The sequence below is a fragment of the Paenibacillus sp. FSL H7-0756 genome, assembly GCF_038006765.1.
Classification (GTDB): domain Bacteria; phylum Bacillota; class Bacilli; order Paenibacillales; family Paenibacillaceae; genus Paenibacillus_AQ.
Window position 1 is genome coordinate 2085485 of the sequence record NZ_JBBOVT010000002.1, and the last position, 25113, is coordinate 2110597.

The window sequence follows — 25113 nt, forward strand, 5'->3', positions numbered from 1 at the left end:
TAAAGAACAACCCCCGCTTGGAAAAGATGTAATTTGAAATCAGATGGGCTACTAAGACATTGCAGAGCTTAGCGGGTCTCCCGGTGCAGCGTGACACGCTTCAGGCGCGGGCAATATTTTCTCATCTCCAGGCGCTCCGGTGTCGTTCTCTTATTCTTCGTGGTGGTATAGTTGCGGTCGCCCGTCTCCGTACAGGCCAAGGTAACGATTACTCTCATCTTAATCAAGCTCCCTTCTATTTAATCGTAATTATTACGATTTACACATTCTACACGCTCCAGCCCTCCGCTGTCAACAGCTGTCCCCGAACATTTCGGCTCGCTTAGATTAGTGTTCTTTCCTGAATAAGCTTGACGTATAGATGGAATTACAAGCGGAAGCGGCTTGGCCGCCTTCTTATGGGGACGGTACTATTGGAGCGGGAGAGTGAGCCATGAAGATACCTGTGATTATACTGAGCGGATTTCTGGGGAGCGGAAAGACGACCCTGCTGCTGAGTCTGCTGAAGGAGAGCAAGCGGAGAGGGCTGAACCCGGGGGTGATCATGAATGAGCTGGGCGCCAAGGATGTGGACGGCTATATCCTTCAGGAGAGTACCGGCACAAATGTGGAAAAGCTGCTGGACGGCTGCATCTGCTGCAGCCGTAAGGAGGAGCTGCCGCGCAGCCTGGGCGCCCTGCTGGCACGCCGCCCTGACATCATCTACATTGAGCTTACAGGGGTAGCTGACCCGGATGAGATCGTGAAGTCGCTGCTGGCTCCGGCGCTGGCAGACCGGCTGCAGCTGCACCACGCCATTACGCTGCTGGATGCCGAGAATGCACTTGAGTACAGCAGCCGCTTCTCGTCCGACAAACAGCTCGTCCGAACCCTGCGCAAGCAGATCACCACCGCTGATCTCATCATCGTCAACAAAAGCGATCTGGTAGAACCGGAGACCCTGTGGAAGATTGAGAAGATGGTCTACAAGCAAAATTCGGAATCCGAGATCGTCTTCACCCATTACAGCCAGATTAATCTTGCTCCGCTGTTGACAGGCATCGCCGTACGCGGATTTAAAGGCTCTGCTCCCCGCCGCGGCCCCGGCAATATCAGCGGTGCTACCCTCCAGCGGATGAATACGGACAGCAGCAGCAGCAGCGGCGGCAGTGCAACGGCAGTACATGAGCCTGAATCCGGGACGGACGGCTCTTTTTCCCAAGTGGCAGCAGTGACGTTAACCGTTCCCCCGGCATGGACCGGAAGCCTCCGGCCGGAGGAGCTGGAGCAATTTTTGCGGCAATGGGGCTACAGTCTGCTCCGGGCCAAGGGCCATGTACGGCTTGCAGGCCGGGATTCCGTGCAGCTGGTGCAGCTCGCGGGGAACCGCATCTCCTGGGAGGCTTCAAGCTACCCGGGCCAGCCTTATATCGTCTGCATTGGCCTGAATCTGGACGAGAAGGCAATCAGCCGCAGCTGGGCGGCCTTATTCAGCTAAGCCCCTGTGCGGGAAGGAGCCGATGAACCCATGACAACCCTTACTCCGATTAAAATATTGCCGCTGCTCTTTTCCGCCGCTTTTCTGCTCACAGCGGGCAGCCTGTGGCTGCCCGGGCATCTGAGCCTGCTGGACAACGGCTATGTCGACACGTTCAAAACTGCATTCCTCGGCATTCTGCTGGAGGCCTTGCCGTTTGTCCTGCTGGGCGCGCTGCTCTCCTCCCTGCTCCGCGTCTTCGTGCCGGACGAGCTGATCTCACGCTGGATTCCGCGCCGCGCAGTTCCGGCAATTCTCTTCGGCTGTCTGCTCGGAATCCTCTTCCCCGTCTGCGAATGCGGGATGATTCCGCTGGTTCGCCGCCTCATGCATAAGGGGATGCCGCTCTATGTTGCTATCGTCTTCATTCTGTCCGGCCCGATCCTCAATCCGGTCGTCTACGGGGCCACCCTGACGGCCTTCCGCTCCCATCCGGAGCTGGCCTACACCCGGATGGGACTGGCGTTTGCCGTAGCGGCATGTATTGGCCTGATCATTTATGGCACCGTCCGCAGATCGCCGCTGCGCCTGTCCATCCGCCGGGAGGGAAGCGAAGAGCAGCATGGCACACTACGCGGAGGCCGGGCGGCAGCGGTCCTGGTGCATACGTCGGATGAATTTTTTGAGATGGGCAAATTCCTGATCATCGGCTGTCTGCTGACTGCGGGCATCCAGACCTTCATGAATCAGAGCAGCCTGTCCGCGATTGGAGACCGTCCGCTCGGCTCCTACGTGTTCATGATGGGGCTGGCCTTCGCACTCTCGCTCTGCTCCACCTCCGATGCCTTCGTTGCTTCCACCTTCCTGCATACCTTCCCGGCAGGAGCGCTGCTCGCCTTCATGGTGCTGGGACCGATGCTCGATTTCAAGAACGCACTGATGCTGCTCTCGCTGTTCAAGACCCGATTCGCCCTGTACCTGTTCTTCCTCATTGCCGCGGCCGTCTTCACCGGCTCCGTGCTCGCTTCATTCTGGCTGTAGCTGCCCTGAAATCCCGAATATCTGGAGGAGGATCTGCATGAATAGCTCCGGGAGCATCCGGCTTCACTATATACTCAGGGCGGTTATTCTGCTCGCCTTCGCCCTCTATATCGGACATCTGGTCCAGCAGGACGCCCTCCATTATTATGTTGCACCTAAGCTGGCCCGCTGGATCAGGCTATGCCCGGTTCCGCTCTCCCTGATGGCGCTCAGCCTCGGGCTCCAAGCTGTGCTTGGCCGAAGCTCCGCCCTCTGCGACTGCGAGCACCGCCTGCCCCGCTCACTCTTGGGCAGCTCTGCACTGTACAGCCTGTTCCTGCTTCCGCTGCTGCTCGGCTTCCTGCTGCCCGACCGGGCACTCGGCAGCGCCGCAGCAGCCAAGAAGGGCCTTGCCCTGTCCTACACTGCCGTAGAGTCCGGCACCGGGGCAAGCTTCACGCCGGCCAACCCCTATGAGGCCGAATTTGCAGAGCTGGCAGGACAGCTCTACAGGCAGCCTGTCATCCCTGTGTTCCCTGAGATTTTCTCGGAAACGCTGGGCGCCCTTAATCTCTACAAATCGCAGTTCGAGGGCAAGGAGATCGCCGTATCCGGCTTCCTGTACCGTGAGCCGCTGGGGTCCGGCCAATCCGGCTACGCCGTCAGCCGCTTCCTGGTTCAGTGTTGTACGGCAGATGCCACTCCTTTCGGCATTCTCCTTGCGCCTGGAACACAAATAAGCCTGCCCGCCGATACCTGGATTGAGGTTCGGGGCAAGCTTCATGTGACGCTCTATGAGGGCGTAGAGGCTCTGCAGATCGCTCCACAGAGCATAACCGCAGTGGCAGCACCGTCCACACCTTATGTGTACACAAGCGCCGATGCCGCAGCGGCTTGGAAAGAGCTGCAGCCATAACTAGATGACTGCGTCCAGCGCATCGTCATCCTCCAGCGAAGCCCCCGGGTTCGAGATCTCCACCAGGAGACGGGCCGGAATGCAGATAATCTGCTGCTTCGGCCGGGAGATGAATCCCATGTCCAGCGCAATGGTCAGCGGAGCATCGGAATAGGTCATTTGAATACCATAATCGTATACCTTCAGCGTGTTATGGCCATACCTGGTGCGGATATCAATAATCTGCTCTTCCTTGGTCAGCTGCACAGTCTTGTAGGCTTTGCCGTTCACTGTGATTACTGCCGCCAGCTCCCCTTGCTTATACGGATGATTATGGTTAGAGAACCACTTGTAGCCGTAGATGGAACCGGCGGCCAGCAATACAATGATAATCAGCAGGAAATCTCCGCGCTTCATGATTTTCACTCTGTTGATCCTTTCGATTACCGTTATATATTCGTAATGTTTACGATTTATATAATAGTAATGCAGACAAAGGAAAACTGTCAATATGAATAGCGCCTGAACCCTTACAAGACTACCTGCGGATGCTGCCCGACCATTCCCTCAGCACTCTGTCCAGCTCTTCCCCACGGATTGGCTTGGGGATAAAGTCCTGCATCCCTGCCCGGAGGCACATCTCTTCATCTTCCTTGCGGGCAAAGGCCGTGGCGGCAATAATCACCGGGGACAGCCCCATCGCCTCACGGATCTGCCGGGTTGCCTCAATCCCGTCCATACCCGGCATTTGAATATCCATGAACACCAGATCATAATGCCGGGAACGTACAGCTTCTACCGCCTGCGCCCCGTTCACTGCCAGGTCTGAGGAGTAGCCGCGCTTTTTGAGAAAAGTCTGCAGGATCTGCTGATTCACCTGATGATCCTCTGCGACTAGGATAGACAACGGGCCGTACTGGCCCTCGGGATGATCCAGGTTGAAGATCCCGCCCTTATACTCCTGAGTGGCAGCAACTCCTGCCAGCAGCGCTTGGCCCGGCTCCTCCACCGAATACATCACGCCGATGGTGAAGTAGAATTCCGAGCCCTCTCCTTCGACGCTGTTCACACCGATAGCTCCGTCCAGCAGCTCGACCAGCTTCTTGCTGATCGCCAGACCCAGTCCCGTCCCGCCGTACTTACGGTTGATCGAAGGGTCGAGCTGGGAAAAGGACTGGAATAACAGGTTCTGGCTGCCCTGCGGAATGCCTATACCGGTATCAGTTACCGTGAACCGCAGAATCAGCGAGCCCGGCTCCCCGGCAGCCTCCAGCTTCACTGAGACGCCGACCTCGCCTTCTTCCGTGAACTTAACCGCATTGCCGACGAGATTTACCAGCACCTGCCTCAGCCTGGTTTCGTCGGTAATGACAACTGCCGGAATATCCGGCTCAATATGGCTGCGCAGAATGAGCCCTTTCTCCTGGATACGCGGATAGAATAGCTCACAGACATTCTGAACAACCTGCCGGATATCGACCGGCTGGAGATCCAGCGTCATCATGCCGGATTCAATTTTACTGAAATCCAGCACCTCGTTAAGAATATGTACGAGCGCGGCGCCGCTTTTATTGATAATCTGGGTGTAATACTGCTGTTCCTCCGTAAGCTCCGTTCCAGACAGAAGATCAGCCATCCCGATAATTCCATTCATCGGTGTACGCAGCTCGTGGCTCATAATCGCCAGGAACTCCGACTTGGCCCGGTCAGCCTTCTCCGCAGATTCCTTGGCACGCTCCACAGCCTTCTCCTCGGTGATATCCCTGAAGACCACCACCGCCCCTTTATGCTCTCCGTTATCATATAGTGCCGTCATCCGGTATTTGACCAGGAAGCTGGAGCCGTCCTGACGCCAGAAAATCCCTTCCTGCTCCTGCTCATAAGAGAGCTTGGTCTTGAGCAGCTCCGCCAGCGTCCGGTGTCCCCCGGGATACAGCTCACCGTCCATCCAGGTCTGCGCGATCGTATGCAGCTTGATATTGCCGGCCAGCTCCCCCGGATTATACCCGAGCATGACAGAGGCAGCGGGATTGATAAATACGGTCTCCCCCTCCAGATTCATGCCAAAAATCCCCTCAGACACAGAGTTCAGGATCAGCGCATGCTCATAGCTAAGCTTCTCAATCTGCTCCAAATACCGCTTAGGCTCTGTAATATCACTGGTAATGGCAAATACGCCGACCACCTCATGATCAATCAGCATAGGGACATAAATCATCCCCACCTCCACCCGCTCGCCGTCGTGACGGATCACCCGGGTATCGAAGGTCTGGGCCCTGCCTCCGGCTGCCGCCAGAAACCGCATATTCACATGCTCCAGCTCATCCTCTTCAATAATCTCACTGTAACTGGAATGCATCAGGGTCTCTCTGCTGTATCCGGTCAGCTGCTCCAGACTGGCATTCATTGACTGAATGTATCCCTGCAGATCCATGGCACTGATGGCAGACGGATTGTATTCGAAAAGTGATTTGTAGCGGTTCTCGCTCTCACGCAGCTGCTCCTCCATCCGTTCGCGCTCGGTCACATCCTGCACCATACCACGGATCTGCTGAACCTTGCCGGAGGCATCCAGGATCACTTCCCAGTGTGCGTAGAGAGATTTACGATCCTCACTACCCTTCACTCTGAAAATCGCCTCACCCTTAGCCCCGGACTTCAGCGTATAATGCAGCTCTTCGCGCAATCTATCCAGGTCCTCCGGCACTACACAGTCAAGCAACTGAGTATAATGGACCACGGTATGATTTCCGCAATTCCCGCCTAATTCAAAGATGGCCATCAGCTGGCCGGAGACGATCAGCTGCTCATATACGGAATTCCACTCCCAGGAGCCCATTTGTCCAAGCTCCTGCGCGGCAGCCAGCATATCTTCAACCTTCTTCCGCTCGGTGATGTCACGGGCAATCGTCAGGATCTGCCGTACTTCACCTTCACGGTTCCGCACCACCTGAAAGGAGCTTTGGATCCAAAGATAATGGCCGTCCTTATGCCTGACTCTGCGTGTGAAGGTATCACTGTCAGAGTAGAGCTTACCCGGCCCGGTCATTTCCAGCGCATCCGCTTCATGGTAAAAATCCGTTTTGTTGCGGCCGATCATGTCGCTGGGCGGATAACCCAGCAGCGCTTCGACCGACGGGGAGACATAGCGCAGCGTCCCGTCGGGATCGGCGAATGAAATCATATCCGGGGTGTGTTCCGTAACCAGCTCGTAGAGCTGGTGGTCCTCCTCTATCTTCTTCTCCGCCAGCTTACGCGCGGTGATATCAGTCATCTCTGCAACCAGATGGGAGGGACTTCCGCTCTGTTCATCAATGATCAGAAAAAGATGCAGGGCAACCCAGAGCATCTCACCATTCTTATGTACGAACCGCTTTTCGGTATCTACAGCCATATCGGGTCTGCTTATTAAGTCATTCATAATCTGCCCGTGATCCAGGGTATCCCCTTCACCCGGATAGACGATATCCTGGTAACGCAGCTCCTTGAGTTCGGTCTCGGTGTATCCAAACATCCCGCAAAGCGCAGGGTTGGCCATGAGCATAGTTCCATCCGTAATGGATACTGCCGCATATCCTATTGAGGACCGCATGTACAAGTGCTTAAATAGTGTGTCGGACAAAGCTGGAGCCTCCTCTGAGAAAATGGGGGACATAATTTAGTAACATTATACCTTTTTTTCGGAATTTATGCTCCAGACCTAAAGTCCCGCTAATGAAGATACTCCGGGCAAGCTTGCCGCTGGAAAAGGTGCATATTCACACACAAAATAACCCCACAAGCCATCCATGCCGCTGGCGCGGCACCACAGAAAATGGAAATGGGGAAGTAAAGTTATTTCCAGGGTAGGCTTCGCAGTATTTTGGTACATGAAATAAATAATTTGGGTGATTGCCGGACTGGGAGTCTCTTATATTGCCAAAAAGACACCTATTCTGCTGATTGCGGACTGAGCGGCCGTTATTGGGTCTGGAGGAGCCGAAAACAAGAGCAAATAAGTTAGTTAAGAGCGGGGACCCCAAAACATATAAATTCTACAAGTGGAAACGGCTTTGCCGTCCTTTTAAGGACGGTATCGTTTCAGCGAGAAATAGAAGGATACTTTATCGTGTGCAACTTATAAAGTCTTATATTTTCAAAAAAACCGCCCTGGTCACTTGCATGACGTCAAGGCGGTGGTTATAGGTTAGTCCAGTCTCCTGCGCGGCAGCCAGAAGGCACAGAAGATTACCAGTGTCAGCGATAGACCGGCAAGCAGCCACTTGCCGTTATCCCATGGTTCCTTAAGCAGGCCGAACAGGTAAAAGGGCCCGGTCAGTCTTCCCTTGGTGGTGAAATCCAGCAGATACCAGGAGAATCCGGCAATATATCCAGCCGAGAGATTACCGGCCAGAAGAGTTGCCGTCAGACCGGCTGACCCCATCACAATGGCGGTAATTGCCGTCCCTCCCACCATCGGCCATAGCTCGAAATCTGCGCCGCTTCCATGTACCCAGCTGAACAAAGCAGCAACAGCAAGGAAGATATAGAGGGCGGTAAGCACCCATCGGAACAGAAATAACGGAAGATGACGCACCCGCTTGGCATAAAGCACCTCCTGGATGCCGCCATCCTCCAACAGACCTAGATGCGGATAGACTATCAGTCCCAGCAGGCTGACGAGCAGTTCACCCAGCTTCGCAACCTGGAGCCTGTCCATTAATACAGGGTCTATGAATACCGGTACGGCTGCCAAAAGTACCGCTGACAGCAACCAGGAATAATGCACTGTCAGCTTGAGGTTGTAACGGGCGAGCGGAGCGATGATCTGCCTGCTCATCTCAGCGCCCCCGGTGCGGGCACCGCCGGAGTCCGCTTCGTCTTCTTCCTGCCAAGTGACTGGGCAGAATCCAGACGGCTGCGGTTTCGCTCCCAGAGCCAGGCTGCCCCGGCGGTCAGAAGAATTGCCAGCAGCAGGTAAAAGCTGCGGTTAAGGGCAATCTCATCTGCCCAGCCTCGGTACAGATTATAGTCATTAGGCGAATTGAAGCGGATGAACAGCCGATTCAGCCCATAGGAGCCCATAAGCGGCAGTACGGATACGAACCACCAGATGATCTGCAAGGCGATAGGCACAATGCCCCGGCGGAACAGCATGGAGCCGAACATCCCGAAGGCGACCGAGATCCACAAGGTGGGCAGCAGCCACCAGGCAGTATAGCTGAGAAAGATCCTAATGGCCTGCCCCGTCTGACCTGTAAGCCCAAGCGTATCCACCGTCTGCCAGCCCCCGATGACAGCCAGAATGAGGTAGACCACAGAGAGCATGATTCCTTGGGCGATAAACTTTGACCCGACATACACCCAAGGAGAGACCCTGCGGCTGTAGATCAATTCATTCATCCGGCTGGAGCGGTCCCGCAGCAGCAGGAACGCGGACAGAAAAACCGGGAAGATCCCTGCCGGCAACGACAGATAGTCACTGAAATAGCGTGCGGCTCCAGGCAGCAGCTCCCCTGCGTCTACCTTGGCATGGTAGTCCGCAAGCTGTGCATCCTGTACCTTCATTGCTTCGTCTACAGACGTTATAGCATAGCTGTAACCACCCAGTCCTTGTTGGTACATGCTGTTTCCGCCCAATTTACTGTTCAATGCCTCAGCGATCTGGTAAGCCTCATCCATCGTATATTGGCCGGGGTCCTTCAGGATCTTATCCAGCTGTGAGATGGCAGCGGTCAAGGCCACCTTCTCTCCGGCATCCAGCTCTACTTCCATCGGGAAGCCCAGCCTGAGCTTCTCACCGGCTCCCGCATTCAGATCCCGCTGCATATGAATTTTCATCTGTTCAGCCAAGCTGCGGGTATCCCCCGGAGTAGCCCAGCCGTAATAAGGCTGTTCCGCAGTCCCCATATTCTGCGGAGTATTTATTACAGGAGGACCGAGCTCTCCCCAGGTCTCCTCCGTAGCATAAGAAGTGAAATAGAAGAATACGCTGGCAATTACAAACAGATAGAATACCAGACTGCGCAGGGTCATGCGCATCTCCTTGCCAATCAATGCCATCATACGTAGGATTCCTCCCTGCGCATCAGGTGCAGGTATGCATCTTCGATGGACGGTGCAGTCTGCTGCGCCCCGGCAAAGGGCTGCTCCCCGGCCAGCACCCGGACCCGCATGCCTGCGCCCTCCGGCACGGCCGACAGTACCGGGAAGCGGTCGCGGTCCCGCTCCCACTGCGCCCGGTCCAGCTCAGCGATCCAGACACGTCCGGCCGCAGCGGCGGTAAGATCGCCTATTCTGCCGTGATACCGCAGACTCCCCTTCTGCAGTACAGTCATTTGCTCGCAGGTGGACTCCACATCTTCAACGACATGCGTGGACAGGAGGACAATCCGCCCTTCCGCGAACCGTCCCAGCAGCCGCCGGAAGCGGATGCGCTCCTCGGGGTCCAGCCCCGCTGTCGGCTCATCGACAATCAGCAGCTTCGGCTCATGCACCATGGCCTGGGCCACGCCCAGCCGCCGCTTCATCCCGCCGGACAGCGCCTTGACCTTCGTCCGGCGCTGCTCCGTAAGGTTCACTTGCTCCAGCAGATCATCTATTCTCCGCTTCCGCCCGGAACGGCCGCCTATCCCGGACAGCAGCGCAAGATAATCCATAGCCTCATAGACGGTCATTCCGGGATAGAAGGCGAACTCCTGCGGCAGATAACCGACCAGCTCGCGCACCCGGGCTTTATCCTGCAAGGGTACCCCGCCTATCTCTACCGTTCCTGAACTGGGCGTCAGCAGAGTGGCTAGCAGCCGCATCAGCGTAGTTTTGCCGGCCCCGTTCGGCCCCAGCAGGCCGTGAATACCCTCGCCTACCCGAAAGCTGATATCCTGCAGGGCTGCCTTGCTTCCGTAAGTCTTGGTCAAATGATTAATGATTAGCTCCATTTCATCTCTCTCCCTTTCCTGCAACTCCCGTTCAACTGTCGTTCTCCAGACTCCACAGCAATTCAAGCTTCTCGATCAGCAGACCTGCTGTAATCAGAAGGAGCGACAGCGCAACACAAAGCTCCCGGTCCACCTTGCCGATCCAAATCATCAGGGCGAATACGGCTGTAACGATTGTGAAGCATGAGACTGTCAGAATCTTGCGTCTGGCCAGCACTCTGCGGTTATACAGCACTTTCTGCGCTTCACGCTTGTCGTATTCCAGCAGCCGGGCCTTGCGGTAGACCTCATCCAGAAATAACTGCTCCTGTTCCGTTGACTTCACAATCCCTCTCCTCCTTCTCATAGATCTGCCTCAGCTTCTTGCGCGCCCGGTGCAGCAGTACCTTGAAGCTCATTTGATTCCGGCCCATCACTGCGGCCGCCTGTTCATAAGACATCTGTCCCACATCCACCAGATAGACCGCCTGACCGTAATCGGGCTTCATCTGATGCAATCTCCTGCGCCATTCTACATCCTCTTCCCGGATGATGGCCAGCTGTTCAGGATTCCCCTCATCCGGGTTATGTACGCTGCTGCTCTCCGCCGTATACGGCAAGCTCTGCTGCCTTGCACGCTTACGGACCGAGTCTATGCTCTTGTTGCGGAGAATGGTAAACAGATAGGTTTTGAAGGACGCCCGGTAATCATATTTCTCCGGGTACACCAGCAGATAGGCGAAGCAGTCCTGCGCCAGATCCTCGGCGTTATGATAATCCCCGGTCAAGTGGTAGGCAAACCGCACAGCAGGCTCACGGTATTGCCGGACCAGCCATTCAAACGCGTCCCGGCTCCCTTCTGTGAACCTGATTAGCACCGCCTCTTCATCCAGCCGAGAAGCCGCCGCCTCATCCGCCGTCACCTGGTCCACTGCCCCAAGGCCTTCTCCTCGCTCACTTTCGCTCCCGTTCGTCTCACACGCCTCCTCTCCTGCCCAGCCATCTACTGCTTATTCGTTCAAGTAAGGGAAAAGGTTACAGTTTGTCCGTGAAAAAATAAAAATCACCCCAACGGGTGAATGATGCCGGTAGCTCATCGCTTTCTGGTGACACACATTCAGCCCATATGCCTTTTTGGCTACACCTTGTAGCCGTTTTTCGAATATGTTCTGAAGTGTTTCTTCCTTTCCTGGCGGTGCTCCGCCTATCTCTCGCCAATTCTGAGAGTATTCTTTCACGGACCGCTTGTATGGATCGAATTGTTGCACATTTTGCATAATTCTTCTAAAAATGTTATGGGCTAAGTGTACATTGTTGCATTATTTGCAAGAAATTCCGGAGTTTATAGCAAGTTAACGCTGGCTTTGTTGCATTTCATGCAGGATTCAGCATCGGTCGGTTCTATTGGAGAGAATCCTGCACTTCTTGCAGGATTTCTCTCCAGTGTTACGGACTGCGGAGCATGGGGCCCCATCCCTCTTCGCGGCTATACATCTTATTCGGCTTTTCATATACAATCAGGCCCATGTACCTTCGCCCAGAAAACTACATTCGATTTTTCGCATACATTTTATCTGCTCCTCATTTAGATGATTCAAAGGCTACTAAGCCCAAATCCATACACACTTTATCTGCAGCAAAAGAAAATCATAATCTACTAAATAATAAAAAACGGTTCAGCCATCCTTACTGGCTATACCGTTTCATAAAACTCGCAGAATATTCGACAAATATCTTCATTTGAAGGCATAATGATTCAATACATACAAAATGGAGGATTCATCAATGCAGAATTTTGTCCACTTATCTGAAGGTTATTTAGATTATTGTCAATATCAGAAAAGATTAGATTCCAAAACACTGAAGGCATATAGAATTGATATTGCGCAGTTATTACAGTATATCAAAGGGAGCGATGGCTGTTTAAGTAAAATAAATCTGTCAAATTACGTGATTAGCCTTCACAATATTTTCAAACCCAAAACCGTAAAACGGAAAATCGCCAGTATCAAGGCTTTTTGCAACTGGATGGAGTATGAGGAATTCATTACAAGCAATCCTTTTTCAAAAATGAATCTGAAATTTCATGAGCCACACATCCTGCCCAAAACCATACCACTGGATGTAATAAAAACTATACTTCAGTCAGCGTATCAAGAGTATGAAATGAATTATAAATCTCCTAATAAGATGGCTACCTGCTTGCGTAATATTGCCGTTTTAGAGCTTTTATTCGCAACAGGTATGCGGGTTTCCGAGCTTTGTTCATTACAATCGGATAACCTGAATCTGCCCGACAAACAAATCCGGATCTATGGCAAAGGCTCAAAAGAGCGGATGATTACCATCAGCAATTCTGACGTACTCTCAGCATTACATAGATATAAAGTGGCTTTTAGCGAGCAAATTGAAAATGTCGGATTTCTCTTTGTGAATAGACTTAACCATCGCCTTTCAGAGCAATCCGTCCGCTTCATGATTAAAAAACTCGCATTAAAGGCCAAGGTGCAGCAGCACCTAACGCCACACATGTTTCGGCATTCCTTTGCAACGCTATTATTGGAGGAAGATGTGGATATTCGCTACATTCAGCAGATATTAGGGCATAGTTCAATAACAACAACCCAAATTTATACACATGTCTCAACCAAAAAACAGAATGATATACTCAGTCTTAAACATCCGCGGAATCGTGTTTCAATTAATTCATAGGAACTACAGGGTTATGCCAGGTTCACCCTGCTCTTATTGCCTTTTATGAAGGATAATATGTAATTATCCTTTCTCTGCCCACCTAAATAATAATCAATGAATGCAGGAGCAGAAAATGGACAAATATGAGACTTATAAAGAAGATTTGAACAGAATTAAAGGAAAAACTATTGCAATCGTCTATATCTTTGAAGGGGAGGATGCTCCAGGATTTCAACATTATCATGTCTGGCAAAGCGATGTTATATCCAAGTGGATGAATGCAGTACAAGGATTATACTGTCTGCCTTTAATTCTGGATGTGCGTACCTTTGTGGAAAAAGCTATTGGCCGTACGTTACCACATATTGATTTTGTACTTAATCTTAATTGCGGAAGTTGTCAATTATCCTCTATGGCCCTTGTTCCGGCAATGTGCAGCTTTCTAGCTGTGCCTTGTATCCCTTGTGATGCCGTAAGCATTGTAACAGGTGAAAACAAGCGCTTATCGAACCTGATTGCAGAAGGCATAGGAATGAACGTTCCCAAAGAATTAATGCAGAGCAGCCCCAACGGAATTTACCGGCCGTTAAACTTTGGCAGCAGTTTTGGAGTCATACGCGGCCATTACGAAAGAGGCACAAATGATAACGGACTCTACCAGGAGTTTATTCCAGGGTATGATATAACAACTCCCGGCCTATATAATCCGCTTTCCGGTCAGATAGAGTTGCTGCCTACCGTTGTATATCTACCGGAATCTGACGATCCGAACTGGTTTTTTGGTGAGAACGAAAAAGAAGTTAAACGCGGGTACACCCAGGATATCCACCGTCTAATCTCTCCCGAATTAGGTCAACAGTTTATGGATATGGCTAAGGCCCTTTCTATTAATACGTTCTTCCGTATTGATGCGCGCGTCTCCATTCAGGATGTAACCTCTCAGGAAGAGCTGCTTCACACCACATTAACACCAAACAATACCTATTTTGTTGAAATCAATCCCATGCCTACTGTCAAGCAAGATAATGCGTATGGTTTCTCTTATGGTGCTTTATCTGAAGGAGATTCCTTCTTTGTCTGCATGGAAGAACACACCCGACTGAACAGATCAGCGGATGTGCATTCTTTCGTTTTGGCCAACTCGATGATTGCCTATCTCAGAGCCAAGTATTGAAAATAAAGGGATTAAGGCCATACTGTTCGATTTGCTTTTTACGTAAACCCGTCACTTCTAGGACAGTGTTCGGTATATTGCAATAATCCAAAATATCAAAATCATCATATTTGGCTTCAAGCCAATGTAATTGTTGAGCAAGCTGACCTGAACCTAATTGATTCGATTCAAATCCTTTACAGGCTAATTCTGAAATATGGTAATCATGCAGAAGATCTTTCCCCATTGAATTTGACTGCTTGAAGGCCACTGAAATAATATTCATGACAAGCCTAGCCGAAATAAACGGAAGCTTTTCAAAACCCATACTATCGAATATTTTATTCAAGAATTTTCTTAACTCATTTTCTTCAACGAGCTCAAATGATTTTGCTCTAGCAATAAACATATTGCACTTCAAAGCCATTTTTTGTACGTCCCGTCCTGGTTTCCCGGCGTAGTCCAGCCCTTTATTAAAGAAAGGGATTGCTTCCTCCGGGTCTCCATTCACAAGATGGGCAACCCCTGTATTGTTTAGAATATGCGACATTCCAACCAAGCCGGGCACATTATGAAGTGCTTTTTCTTGAAGATAGCCAAAATCACGAATATTTAAATGTTCCATATCAAATTGTTTCACAAGAGCGTTATTCCTGCAATAAATCGAATGATCTTCCATATTGTGATCTGAGAATATCTGACCAGCCTTGCTTAATAGATCTAGTTGGTGAGTTCGTGAAATTCCCGGGAAAAAATAGGCGTACCTATAGACATGGCCTAGAAGAATTTCGTTCTGAAGCTCCTTGGCTAGCTCATATGCATCCTTAATATCCTGTCCTCCAAAGTCATTACAGTATACCCGGAATAGCTTTGTCATGCACTCGAAGCTCTGCAACAACGTTCGCTCTTCTGTCGTGATGCCTTGAGCAGAGGTGATTTGATTAACAATATCTGTTAGCTCCGCTTGAATTTCATTTTTTTCGTCAAACAGCAAATTAGTACGTATCTTGAGAATGGATGGACTATAACGTTTGATAATTGACTTCTCTGCCCATTCCTCATTAAGCAGAACACCTCTTTTAGTGTGTGAACAGGTGCTGAAGCATTGTTGGGCAAATGCATTTAGAAATTCTTCAAGTGAATTCGCACCTTCATTGATAACTTTATACAGCTCGGAATCCCCCTCGTTACGAATCATCTTGAGATTCATCCCGTGAGGGCAATTCGCGAGCAATGATTTGGCACGTTCAAAATCATTATCTTTCAACAATATAATTATCGTCGGTTTTAAAATACTTTCTTTATGTAAGGCGATAAGTTGGTTTAGATATTTGGGTAGAACTTTTCCCTCCTGAATGATGATTGGATCAACAACGTCAGGCCCTGCTGCTTGATGCTCATGAACAGAAAACAGCTGGTGCAACGATGTAACTACTTCAATAATGTCAAGGGGATTTTTGTACTGGAAGCATTTTTTTATCAAATCTCCTATGTTGGGGACATGTTTGGCAATCCACTTTTGTATTTTTGATATTTTCTCGTGAGCCATGTCATTTGAATCAATGAAATTAACTTTACCACGATAAGATTTGAAAAAGTCCACACCACGGTTAACAGCAAAACGCTGTTCAGCAAGATAAATAGTAAATGCTTCATCACTTTCTTTAAAAAGTCCCCGTATATCTTCTTCCAACCCGCCTGCCTCCTCAATTCTTCTTGCATAACACACTTGAGCATCAGATAATTACATATTATCCTTCATCTACGACTATAGTAACACGGTATTTTGTATGATTCACTAATTTTCCCAATAAAACGACATATTTTTACTTGTCAGGGAGGGGAATATGTCTTTTTCTTGTCGAAAATTAATTGTACATCAGAAACGCAAAAAATAACCCTTCCGAAGAAGGGCTATTGAGTAATGCGGATGCGGTCAAGAGGACTCGAACCTCCACGATATTGCTATCACTGGCACCTGAAGCCAGCGCGTCTGCCAATTCCGCCATGACCGCATATTATGTAATTCAGTGATCCAATCACCGTAATTAAGAATATACTCTCTTTGGCGGGGAATTGCAAGCTCTTTTTATATTATTTCTGAGGGATGATCATCTTCAAGCCAATACCTTGAGCACATCCGCGATCTTCCGCTGATGCGACAACACACCGTAATTCATCCAGGCCATGAAATCCACCTCGTACACACAGCGGTTGCGCACCGCAGGCAGGCTTCTCCAGAGCGGGGTATCGAGCAGTTCCCTGCCTCCGCCCTCCTGGAGGTCAAAGGTAATGAACAGGTGATCTGCCGTCAGGCGGGACAGCTCTTCACTGCTGAGAATTACACGTTTCTGTCCGCGGGTTAGCTGCCGGACCAGGGGATGCCGCTCTAGTCCCAGATCATCGTATAGTACCCCCGCTGCATAGCCCAGATGCTCGCTCCCATACAGGGTAATCCCGCAGGCGGAAATCCGCAGCAAAGCTACTGTCTGCCCCTGGACGCTGCGGCTGAGCAGCCGTCTGGCCTGGCCGGCCTGCTGTTCATATCCGCTGATTACCTCCTGCACCAGCCCCGTTCTCCCGAAGACGGCCGCTGCGCTGCGGAGTGTGGCACGCCAGTCTTCCTGGTGGAACGGAAGCCGGAACAGCGGGGCGACCCGGCTGCATTCCCCGAGCTGCCAGCGCTGGAAGCCGTCATCCAGCATGATCAGCTCCGGCGAGTAACGGCTGAGCCCGTGCCAGTCTCCGCTTGAGATATCGAACGCCGGAACCTGATCCAGCCCGAGGTATTCCTGCTTGCCCCACTTGGCATGGCAATACTGTACGACCGGAGTAATGCCGAGCGCCAGCAGATAATCCTCCAGAAAAGGGGCAAATACCCGGACGCCCTCCTGATGGAGGTTTCTATATTGTCCGGGAGTCACCCCTACCGTTCTTTTAAAGCGCCGGTTGAAATAGTACTCATTGCTGTATCCCGCAGCCAGGGCAACCTCGTGCAGCCGGTCCCTGGTCAGCAGAAGCTGCTGCTGGGCCCGCTCAATACGCAGCCCGTTCAGGTGCTCCAGGGGCATCCGTCCGGTAATCTCTTTGAAGATCTGTGTATACCGCGCCCGTCCGATCCCGGCAATCTCAGCCAGCTGATCGACCGATAACGGTTCACTGCAATGCTCTTCCATATAGCGGATTGAATCCTCCACGGCCTCACGCTCATTTTTAGCCTTCTGTACAGGAGCATTCGCCCGCATCAGCAAGAGCAGCAGCTCCTGGAACCGGGTCTGGGCCGCGAACCATTCGATATCCTCCGGGCGCCGGAAGCTATAATAGATGGAGTCCAGCAGCAGTGCACACTGTGAGAACGGCCGGCAGTCCAGATATCCCTGGCGGAGCATGTATTCGCCTTGTCCCTCCTGGCTCTTATCCCCGGTGCCAAGCTTAACGTGCCCTGCCCGAATCAGCGCGAACTCCAGCTGGTACCAGCTGATCCCCTGCTCCCCGGCCTGAATCCGGTTCAGCGATCCGGCTTCGATCAGGAACCCGGCCCCTTTTTCCAAGGAATACTGCCTGTCCTCTGCCTTGAGCCATCCCTGACCATCGGACACAATGATAAGAGTATGTTCCTGATAGACTGCGGTCTGATCCTTCCCGGATGGGGAGCGTGTAACTACTTCTATATTCAGCAGGCTGTGGAGCAGCCTTCTCTTGCTGTGTTCCTGCAACTGTTCTGTCACTGCCGCCCCTCCTGACTGAGAATCATTATCATATACTCAAGTGTAAAACAAAAAAGAAGATCTATCAACCTTGCGGATAGACCTTCTTTTTGCTTATAGACTAACTATCACTTCACGCCGGATTACTTCACCATCGCTTTAAGCAGGTCATCCAGCTTCATCTGGTTGGCGGTAATTCCCCCGGATTGCCAGTGGGAACGCTCCATCCGGTAGATATTGCCGTTCTTTACCGCAGGCAGGTTCTTCCAGAGGGGGCCATCAAGTATTTTAATCGCCTCTTGATTAGCTGCAGTATCCCAACCCCCGTTGTCAGGAAATACAATGATATGATCCGCCTCAAGCTCCGGGATCACTTCTTCTGAGATGATCGACTGGAATTCCGTCATCTCAGCGGCCAAAGGAACAGGTGTCAAACCGAATTGATTATAGAGCACACCGGTAAAGCGGTTTTTGATTCCAAAAAGAGCAACCGTTTTGTCTGCCACATTAAGCCGGATCACAGCCACCTTCTCCTGTCCCAGGGCCTGCTGCAACGCGGCTTTGCCCTCTGCCACCTTCTGGTCATATTCGGCCAGCACAGCCTTCCCCTTCTCAGGAATACCCAGCGCGTCTGCGACTGCTGTAAGGATTAGTCTTGAATCCTGCAATACGCTCTCCGGCAGGCGGTAGGTTGGGGCTATCTGGGAATACTGTTCATACTTAGCGGCATCTACACCGCCATCGGTAATAATCAGATCGGGATTCTTATCGAGCAGCGCTTCTATGCTGCCGCTGATATCAAATTCCGGCACATCCAGATTCAGATAATCCTGCTTGCCCCAGCTGGGATGGTACCACTGCACCACCGGGGTGACGCCGAGCGCCTTCAGGTAATCCTCCACATAGATTCCCGCTACCCGCTTAGGGTTCGCCGGAATCTCTACCTCCCCGAATTCTCCGGTTACCGTCCGTGTTGCCCCTTCTGAAGCGGCCGCTCCGCCAGTCTCCGCAGGAGCTGCGCTGGCAGCAGCCGCATTCCCTGTCTGGACATCCTTGCTGTCCGCAGCTTTATTATTCGTTCCGCAAGCCGCGATAGCGGACATTGCCAGGATAAGTACAGCGGTCCAAATGAATTTTCGGCCCCAATTCTTCATTTCTCTCTTCACTCCTGTGTCTAATTTCATTGATAATCATTCTCAGATGATCTTAAACACAATAGTAGCACGCCGAGATCAGCTTACAATGCACTTTCTCAGCGAAAATCTTATACAAACTTGTCGCGTCCCGCCCCCATACCGGCAGCGAACAGCAGCACACTTGCTAAGACAAGCAGCGCAAGCGGTACATTCCAGCTTCCCGCAGCATCATGCAGCAGGCCGAACAGTGCGGGACCCATCGCGGCCAGCAGATAGCCCGCCGATTGGGCCATGCCGGACAGCTCGCTGGCCTCCTGTGTGGTCCGGGTGCGCAGGCTGAAGAACATCATCGCCAGACCGAAGGCGAAGCCCCCGGCAATCCCTATGCAGATAGCCCATAACGCCATCAGCGCAGTACTGCCCAGCCAGACGCCAAGGATGCCAGTGATAAACAGAACTGAAGTAATCACCACCGGCAGCCGCTGGCTCTTCATCCTTCCGGCCCAGAGCGGCACGAAGAACGTGAACGGCAGCTGGGCCAGCTGCATCAGCGAGAGAATCCAGCCGGCATGGCTGGCAGACATCCCCCGCTCCCCGAGGATCACCGAGAACCAGGCGATCAGCACATAATAGAGCAGAGATTGCAGTCCCATGAACAGCGTAACCTGCCAGGCGAGCGGGGAGCGCCAGACCCGTGCCGCTGAAGAGGATGCAGTGCCTGCCTGTCCCGCGCCTAGACTCTTCAGCTGCGGAATCCAGAAGATCGTAGCCAGTGCAGCAATCATGAACCAGAGCGCCAGGGTCCCTCTCCACCCCAGCCCCGCACGGGTGGCCAAGGGAACACTCAGCCCCGAAGCAGCCGCTGCACAGATGTTCATGGACACGGTATAGATTCCGGTCATCAGACCGATGCGGTGCGGGAATTTTCCCTTGATCAGTCCAGGCAGCAGCACGTTACAGACGGCAATCGACAGACCGATCATCGCCGTACCTGCGAAGAAGGTTACCGTGCCGGAAGCCGAACGGACCAGAATTCCCATGGACAGCGTGAGCATGGCCAGCACCAGGATATTGGGCAGTCCCAGCTTGCGGGCAAGCCGGGGCGCGAACGGTGACAGCAGGGCAAAAGCCAGTAAAGGCAAAGTCGTAATCGCCCCCGCCAGCGTATTAGACAATCCCAAGTCATCCCGGATCATCTCCAGCAGAGGTCCGACGGAAGTGAACGGGGCACGCAGAGCAGCGGCCACACAGATGATTCCGGTGACGAGCATCCAGCGGCTGCGGATATCCGCAGCAGATGCGGACAAGGCCGGGCTTGTCCTCATGTTATTTTCACGGCCAGGCTTCATGTTGTACCTCCAGGGTCGCAGCAAAACACCCGTCAAGCCCGGAGCTTGTCAGGGAATAGCCGCTATATGTATTACGCCCTTCAACCCAGGCGCATTATTTCATTATATCATATCACTTGCCGGAGCAGCCTCACGGGGCCAAAAAATGATCCTGCAAAGTAGGGCTTTAGCTCAGGTACTTTGCTGGGGCCCCAATTGTTAAAAAAACCGCCGGTCAAACGACCAGCGGCCAGCAGAGCAGGTGAACCCGGATTACACCCAGAGGGATTTAGAGATAATTACGAGCAGGATGAACAGAACCAGGATTGCGCCAGTGGAAGTGAATGCTCCGCCGTATCCTCCAACATTTTCGCCCATGTTAACTCCTCCTTTACGCCTGAATACTGTTAAAATATGTATAAATCATGTCCTTGGTATGGGTTAAACGGCAATCAATTCCGCAGTATATTTCAATTATTACGATTCTCACCGTTGACAAAACATGTAACCATCTTTAGTATCCTAAGCAGAAGGTTTAATTGAGAATCACTCTCAGTAACCAGATACATAACATATTACAGAAAAGAGTGAACAAGAGATGCTGCGTCGTTTTTTCTCCTACTACCGTCCGTATAAGAAGCTGTTTGTCCTTGACTTCACCTGTGCGGTGGGTGCGGGACTGCTGGAGCTTGCTTTTCCGGTGGCTGTCAATAAATTCATTGATGACCTGCTGCCGGGCCAGAACTGGTCGCTGATTCTGATTGCCTGTGTCGCCCTGCTCGCCATCTACGCCTTGAACACGGCAATGAACTATATTGTCACCTATTGGGGCCATATGCTGGGGATCAATATTGAGACCGATATGCGCAAAAAAATGTTCAACCATATTCAAAAGCTCAGCTTCCGCTTCTTCGACAACAACAAAACCGGTCATCTGCTCGGCAGAATAACCAATGATCTCAACGATATCGGCGAAGTCGCGCATCACGGGCCGGAGGATGTGTTCATTGCGGTCATGACGCTGGTCGGCGCATTTATACTGATGGCCGATATCAATCTCCAGCTGGCCGTAATCACGTTCATCATCGTGCCGATTATGGCCTGGGTCATTATTTATTTCGGACGCAACATGACGGACACTTATCACCGCTTATTCGGCAACGTCGGGAATTTCAACGCCCGGATTGAGGATAATGTCGGCGGAATCCGCGTGGTCCAGTCTTTTGCCAATGAAGAATTCGAGAAAGAGCTGTTTGCTGTGGACAACCAGAAGTTCCGCGAGACCAAGCTGATGGCGTACAAGCTGATGGCCAAAAGCTTCTCGGTCAGCTATATGATGACCCGTCTGATTACTGTTGTGGTGATGGTCTGCGGGGCGTGGTTCTTCATTCAGGGCCAACTTGAGATCGGCGAATTCGTCGCCTTCATTCTGCTGGCCAATGTCTTCTTCCGGCCGATTGAGAAGATCAATGCGGTTATTGAGAGTTATCCGAAGGGGATTGCCGGATTCAAACGGTATCTTGAAGTCATCGACACTGAACCGGATATCGCTGACAAGCCGGATGCGGTAGAGGTGGATTCGCTTCGCGGGGATATCTCCTTCAGCAATGTCAGCTTCGGGTATGAAGCAGACCGGACCGTGCTGAAGGAGATCAGTCTGAAGGTAAATGCCGGGGAGACCATCGCATTCGTTGGCCCTTCCGGTGCCGGGAAAACCACGATCTGCAGCCTGCTCCCCCGCTTCTACGATGTAACCGGCGGCGCAATCTCCATTGACGGGATCGACATCCGTGATATGAAGCTGAACTCGCTGCGCAAGCAGATCGGAATCGTGCAGCAGGATGTCTTCCTCTTCTCCGGCACCATCCGCGAGAATATTGCCTACGGCCGGCTGGATGCGGGGCTGGAGGACATCTGGCAGGCGGCCCGCCAGGCTCACCTGGAGGAGCTGATTAACAGCCTCCCGAATGGGATGGAGACTGTAATCGGCGAACGCGGCGTGAAGCTGTCCGGCGGACAGAAGCAGCGGCTGGCCATCGCCCGGATGTTCCTGAAGAATCCGCCGATTCTGATTCTGGATGAGGCTACCTCGGCACTCGATACTGAGACCGAAGCAGCGATCCAGCAGTCGCTGGCCGACCTGTCGGTGGGCCGCACCACACTGGTTATTGCCCACCGCCTGACGACGATCAAGAATGCCGACCGCATTATTGTGGTGAATGAGGACGGCATCTCCGAGGAAGGCCGCCACGAGGAGCTGGTGAATGCCGGAGGCACTTATAGCCGGTTATATCAGGCGCAGTATAATGCGTAGACATTTCTAGTGATGCGGACTCAAATTAAAAACCTTCCGGTATACGGCTTAAGCCGTATACCGGAAGGTTTCTTTATTTTGAATCAAAATGTGGTGCATAATTAATTTCCTCAAGAATGGTCTTGTTATTTAGCCAAATGAATAACCTCCGTCAATCCATTCCTCAGCACGATCTGCCATGGCCTGGACCTCGTTCATGAACCATCCTGCATGATAGCCGTCACAGACTGCATGATGGACTTGCAACGACAGTGGCAGGTATATTGAATCGCCAGTGGTCGTGAATTTACCTGCGGTAATAATGGGCAGAAGGTAATTCCCGTTATTGCTGATATTCAGGTTAAAGCCAGTAAAGGAAGTCCACGGAATCATAGATACAGAAAAGGTATGCTCAGGGATAGGCGTCTTAGGGAACAATCTCCCGGAATCCTTATAATTCTCCACATCAGAAACATAAGCATCATGGAACGCTTTGAAATCATTCGTGCCCGCCGTCCAAATCGCCGAAAAGGATTCCGAGACACTGTCGGCAATGGTATACAGCGGGTCTACCTTGTCCCAATATCCTAATTCCCCCGTACAATTGTATCCCATTCTGAACGCAATATTGGAGTTAACCACACGGGTCAACAAGAATAGAAGGGCAGGATACAGCTTATATTCTTGTTGTTTTATTATTCGGTATAAAACGCTAATCTCGATTTCTGCTGTCAGGCTAAAGGTCGTACCCTGGTTCAGATAATGATTAAAGATCTCTTGTCTCTTCCAGTTATCCCTATCAATCAGATTAAAAATCATTGGCTATGCCTCCTAAATGTTTGTGTAAACTGAATTTAGGAGGCTGACTTGTCTGCTTTCTTCATTAGAAGCCCATCCTTTAAAAAGAGTTCATATTATTGTATCATACATCACTATTTCAAAAAAACGCTGTCACCCCGGCCTTGTTGCCCAGTGTGACAGCATTCGATACCCGGCTGCAATAGCAGCAGCTCCGGCTTATTTCTTGGCAATATGACATTTCAGCAGCTTGCCCTTGACCGTGGTCTCCTTCATTGTCTGGAGTACAAGCGGTCCCTTACCGTTCAGAATATCGACGTAGGTCACGTTATCCTGAATCGTGATGATCCCGATGTCCTCAGCGGTGATACCCTCAAGCTTTGCAATGGTGCCGACAAAGTCCACCGCGCGGAGCTTCTTTTTCTTGCCGCCATTGAAATACAGCTTCATGATATCCTGGTTCATGACCTCGGTTTTGCCCGCTTTGCGGACCTGCTGTTTGCCCAGCTTCTGGTCGAAGGCCGGTTTGGCATAGGCCACAGCATCGTCTGAAGGAGCCTTCATGACGGGCAGGCTGAAGCCGATATAGCCCTCAATTTCCCTGACCCATTTGTGCTCGTTCGGCGTCACGAAGGTGATTGCTTTGCCGCTTTTGCCTGCGCGCGCGGTGCGGCCGGTGCGGTGGACGTAGCTCTCTTTTTCCAGCGGGATATCGTAGTTGATGACATGGGTGATGTTCTCGATATCAATGCCTCTGGCTGCAACGTCGGTGGCGATCAGATAACGGAACTGGCCGCGCTTGAAGGCATTCATTACCTCGAACCGCTCGTCCTGCTCCATGCCGCCGTGGATTTTGTCCACCGGATATTCGAGGTCAGCCATCCCGCGGAAGAGGGCATTCACCTGCTCCTGGGTCCGGCAAAAAATAATGCAGCTATCCGGGTTCTCCACCGTCAGCAGATCGCTGAGCAGCCCGAACTTGGCAGCTTGTACAACCTCAATCAGTGCATGCTCAATCGATGCTGTCGTCATTCCGCTGGCTTCAATCTCAATATCCGCCGGGTCCTTCATATACTTCCGGCACAGATTCTTGATTACTTCCGGCAGTGTCGCCGAGAACAGCATCGTTACCCGTTCCTTGGGCAGCTGCTTAATGATCTTCTCGATCTGCTCGATGAAGCCCATACTGAGCATCTCGTCCGCTTCGTCGATCACCAGATATTGTATGCGGCTCAGGTTCAGCGTACCGCGCTCAATATGGTCGAATACACGGCCCGGCGTGCCTACAACGACATGCGTCTTCTGGGTCAGCTCCAGCTTCTGCGGGGCGAACGGCTGCTTGCCGAACAGCGCTACCGCCTTGATCCGCTTGAATCGCCCGATGTTCGTAATATCCTCTCTCACCTGCTGGGCAAGCTCCCGGGTAGGGGTCAGCACCAGCGCCTGGGGTTTGTTCTCCGCCCAATCGGCCAGCTCGCAGAGCGGGATGGCGAAGGCTGCGGTTTTGCCGCTGCCGGTCTGGGACTTGACGATCAGATCCTGTCCCTTCAACGCTACAGGAATGACCTTCCGCTGCACCTCTGTAGGGTCCGTGTACTTCAGAACCTCCAGCGCGCGGAGAATCTCCTCATTCAGACCATAATCACTAAACTGTACTTGTACTTCACTCATATTATATTCTACCTCTTCTATGCCGATTGTTCCGGTTCAGGCGGGATCTCCCGCGTTCCATCCATC

Annotated in this window: 21 protein-coding genes and 1 tRNA gene; 6 read left to right on the plus strand and 16 right to left on the minus strand. The window is 51.9% G+C overall.

Going from position 1 to position 25113, the window contains the following annotated elements; translation table 11 throughout:
- Window positions 1–68: 68 nt before the first annotated feature.
- Window positions 69–218, minus strand: a complete 150-nt coding sequence (gene rpmG / locus NST04_RS25700; protein WP_036725285.1) for a 50S ribosomal protein L33 — start codon at window positions 216–218, stop codon at window positions 69–71.
- 215 nt (window positions 219–433) lie between these two features.
- Between rpmG and NST04_RS25705 the strand changes: the two genes are divergently transcribed.
- From NST04_RS25705 to NST04_RS25715, 3 genes are read left to right on the plus strand one after another with little or no spacing between them, the layout of a single operon-like run.
- Window positions 434–1477: a CobW family GTP-binding protein gene (locus tag NST04_RS25705; protein WP_341186733.1), complete on the plus strand. Its 1044-nt coding sequence runs from the start codon at window positions 434–436 to the stop codon at window positions 1475–1477.
- A gap of 30 nt (window positions 1478–1507) precedes the next feature.
- A complete protein-coding gene (locus tag NST04_RS25710) occupies window positions 1508–2497 on the plus strand; it encodes a permease (protein WP_341186734.1) in 990 nt (329 codons plus the stop codon).
- Between the two features lie 37 nt (window positions 2498–2534).
- The gene (locus NST04_RS25715; RefSeq protein WP_341186735.1) at window positions 2535–3392 is read left to right on the plus strand and encodes a TIGR03943 family putative permease subunit; all 858 of its coding nucleotides are present in this window, start codon (window positions 2535–2537) and stop codon (window positions 3390–3392) included.
- On the opposite strand, the gene NST04_RS25720 is transcribed toward NST04_RS25715, so the two are convergent.
- The 7 genes from NST04_RS25720 to NST04_RS25750 form a co-directional block, all read right to left on the minus strand.
- Window positions 3393–3788: a NusG domain II-containing protein gene (locus NST04_RS25720; RefSeq protein ID WP_341186844.1), complete on the minus strand. Its 396-nt coding sequence runs from the start codon at window positions 3786–3788 to the stop codon at window positions 3393–3395. It abuts the gene before it with no gap.
- A gap of 121 nt (window positions 3789–3909) precedes the next feature.
- Window positions 3910–6993, minus strand: a complete 3084-nt coding sequence (locus NST04_RS25725; RefSeq protein WP_341186736.1) for a PAS domain S-box protein — start codon at window positions 6991–6993, stop codon at window positions 3910–3912.
- A gap of 564 nt (window positions 6994–7557) precedes the next feature.
- Window positions 7558–8190 (minus strand): hypothetical protein, encoded by a 633-nt coding sequence (locus NST04_RS25730; protein ID WP_341186737.1) that lies wholly within the window; start codon window positions 8188–8190, stop codon window positions 7558–7560.
- Window positions 8187–9416, minus strand: a complete 1230-nt coding sequence (locus NST04_RS25735; RefSeq protein WP_341186738.1) for an ABC transporter permease — start codon at window positions 9414–9416, stop codon at window positions 8187–8189. The genes NST04_RS25730 and NST04_RS25735 overlap by 4 nt, the downstream gene beginning before the upstream one ends.
- Entirely contained in the window at window positions 9413–10288 is an 876-nt protein-coding gene (locus NST04_RS25740; RefSeq protein ID WP_341186739.1) for an ABC transporter ATP-binding protein, read from the minus strand. The genes NST04_RS25735 and NST04_RS25740 overlap by 4 nt, the downstream gene beginning before the upstream one ends.
- A 31-nt stretch (window positions 10289–10319) precedes the next feature.
- Window positions 10320–10613, minus strand: a complete 294-nt coding sequence (locus tag NST04_RS25745) for a hypothetical protein (protein ID WP_341186740.1) — start codon at window positions 10611–10613, stop codon at window positions 10320–10322.
- Window positions 10576–11199 (minus strand): RNA polymerase sigma factor, encoded by a 624-nt coding sequence (locus tag NST04_RS25750; protein WP_341186741.1) that lies wholly within the window; start codon window positions 11197–11199, stop codon window positions 10576–10578. Before NST04_RS25750 ends, NST04_RS25745 begins: the two co-directional genes overlap by 38 nt.
- Window positions 11200–12052: 853 nt before the next feature.
- On the opposite strand from NST04_RS25750, the gene NST04_RS25755 reads away from it, so the two are divergent.
- Both NST04_RS25755 and NST04_RS25760 read left to right on the plus strand, forming a co-directional pair.
- The gene (locus NST04_RS25755) at window positions 12053–12979 is read left to right on the plus strand and encodes a tyrosine-type recombinase/integrase (RefSeq protein ID WP_341186742.1); all 927 of its coding nucleotides are present in this window, start codon (window positions 12053–12055) and stop codon (window positions 12977–12979) included.
- 115 nt (window positions 12980–13094) lie between these two features.
- Window positions 13095–14135, plus strand: coding sequence for a hypothetical protein (locus NST04_RS25760; RefSeq protein WP_341186743.1), 1041 nt, complete (start codon window positions 13095–13097; stop codon window positions 14133–14135).
- Here the strand turns inward: NST04_RS25760 and NST04_RS25765 are convergent.
- From NST04_RS25765 to NST04_RS25790, 6 genes are all read right to left on the minus strand, one after another.
- Window positions 14119–15807, minus strand: coding sequence for a hypothetical protein (locus NST04_RS25765; protein ID WP_341186744.1), 1689 nt, complete (start codon window positions 15805–15807; stop codon window positions 14119–14121). The two genes, NST04_RS25760 and NST04_RS25765, sit on opposite strands and share 17 nt — an antisense overlap.
- A 238-nt stretch (window positions 15808–16045) precedes the next feature.
- Window positions 16046–16129, minus strand: a tRNA-Leu gene (locus tag NST04_RS25770).
- 102 nt (window positions 16130–16231) lie between these two features.
- The gene (locus NST04_RS25775; RefSeq protein WP_341186745.1) at window positions 16232–17842 is read right to left on the minus strand and encodes a helix-turn-helix domain-containing protein; all 1611 of its coding nucleotides are present in this window, start codon (window positions 17840–17842) and stop codon (window positions 16232–16234) included.
- 122 nt (window positions 17843–17964) lie between these two features.
- Window positions 17965–18975 carry an ABC transporter substrate-binding protein gene (locus tag NST04_RS25780; protein ID WP_341186746.1) on the minus strand — a complete coding sequence of 337 codons (1011 nt, stop codon included), beginning with the start codon at window positions 18973–18975 and terminating at the stop codon, window positions 17965–17967.
- A 110-nt stretch (window positions 18976–19085) separates the two neighbouring features.
- Window positions 19086–20306, minus strand: a complete 1221-nt coding sequence (locus NST04_RS25785; RefSeq protein WP_341186747.1) for a CynX/NimT family MFS transporter — start codon at window positions 20304–20306, stop codon at window positions 19086–19088.
- 252 nt (window positions 20307–20558) lie between these two features.
- Window positions 20559–20663: a YjcZ family sporulation protein gene (locus NST04_RS25790; RefSeq protein WP_341020399.1), complete on the minus strand. Its 105-nt coding sequence runs from the start codon at window positions 20661–20663 to the stop codon at window positions 20559–20561.
- A gap of 220 nt (window positions 20664–20883) precedes the next feature.
- Here NST04_RS25790 and NST04_RS25795 point away from each other — a divergent pair, with 220 nt between their 5' ends.
- Window positions 20884–22599, plus strand: coding sequence for an ABC transporter ATP-binding protein (locus tag NST04_RS25795; protein WP_341186748.1), 1716 nt, complete (start codon window positions 20884–20886; stop codon window positions 22597–22599).
- A 129-nt stretch (window positions 22600–22728) separates the two neighbouring features.
- On the opposite strand, the gene catA is transcribed toward NST04_RS25795, so the two are convergent.
- Entirely contained in the window at window positions 22729–23397 is a 669-nt protein-coding gene (catA, locus tag NST04_RS25800; protein ID WP_341186749.1) for a type A chloramphenicol O-acetyltransferase, read from the minus strand.
- A gap of 198 nt (window positions 23398–23595) precedes the next feature.
- Entirely contained in the window at window positions 23596–25047 is a 1452-nt protein-coding gene (locus NST04_RS25805) for a DEAD/DEAH box helicase (protein WP_341186750.1), read from the minus strand.
- Window positions 25048–25113: the final 66 nt, after the last annotated feature.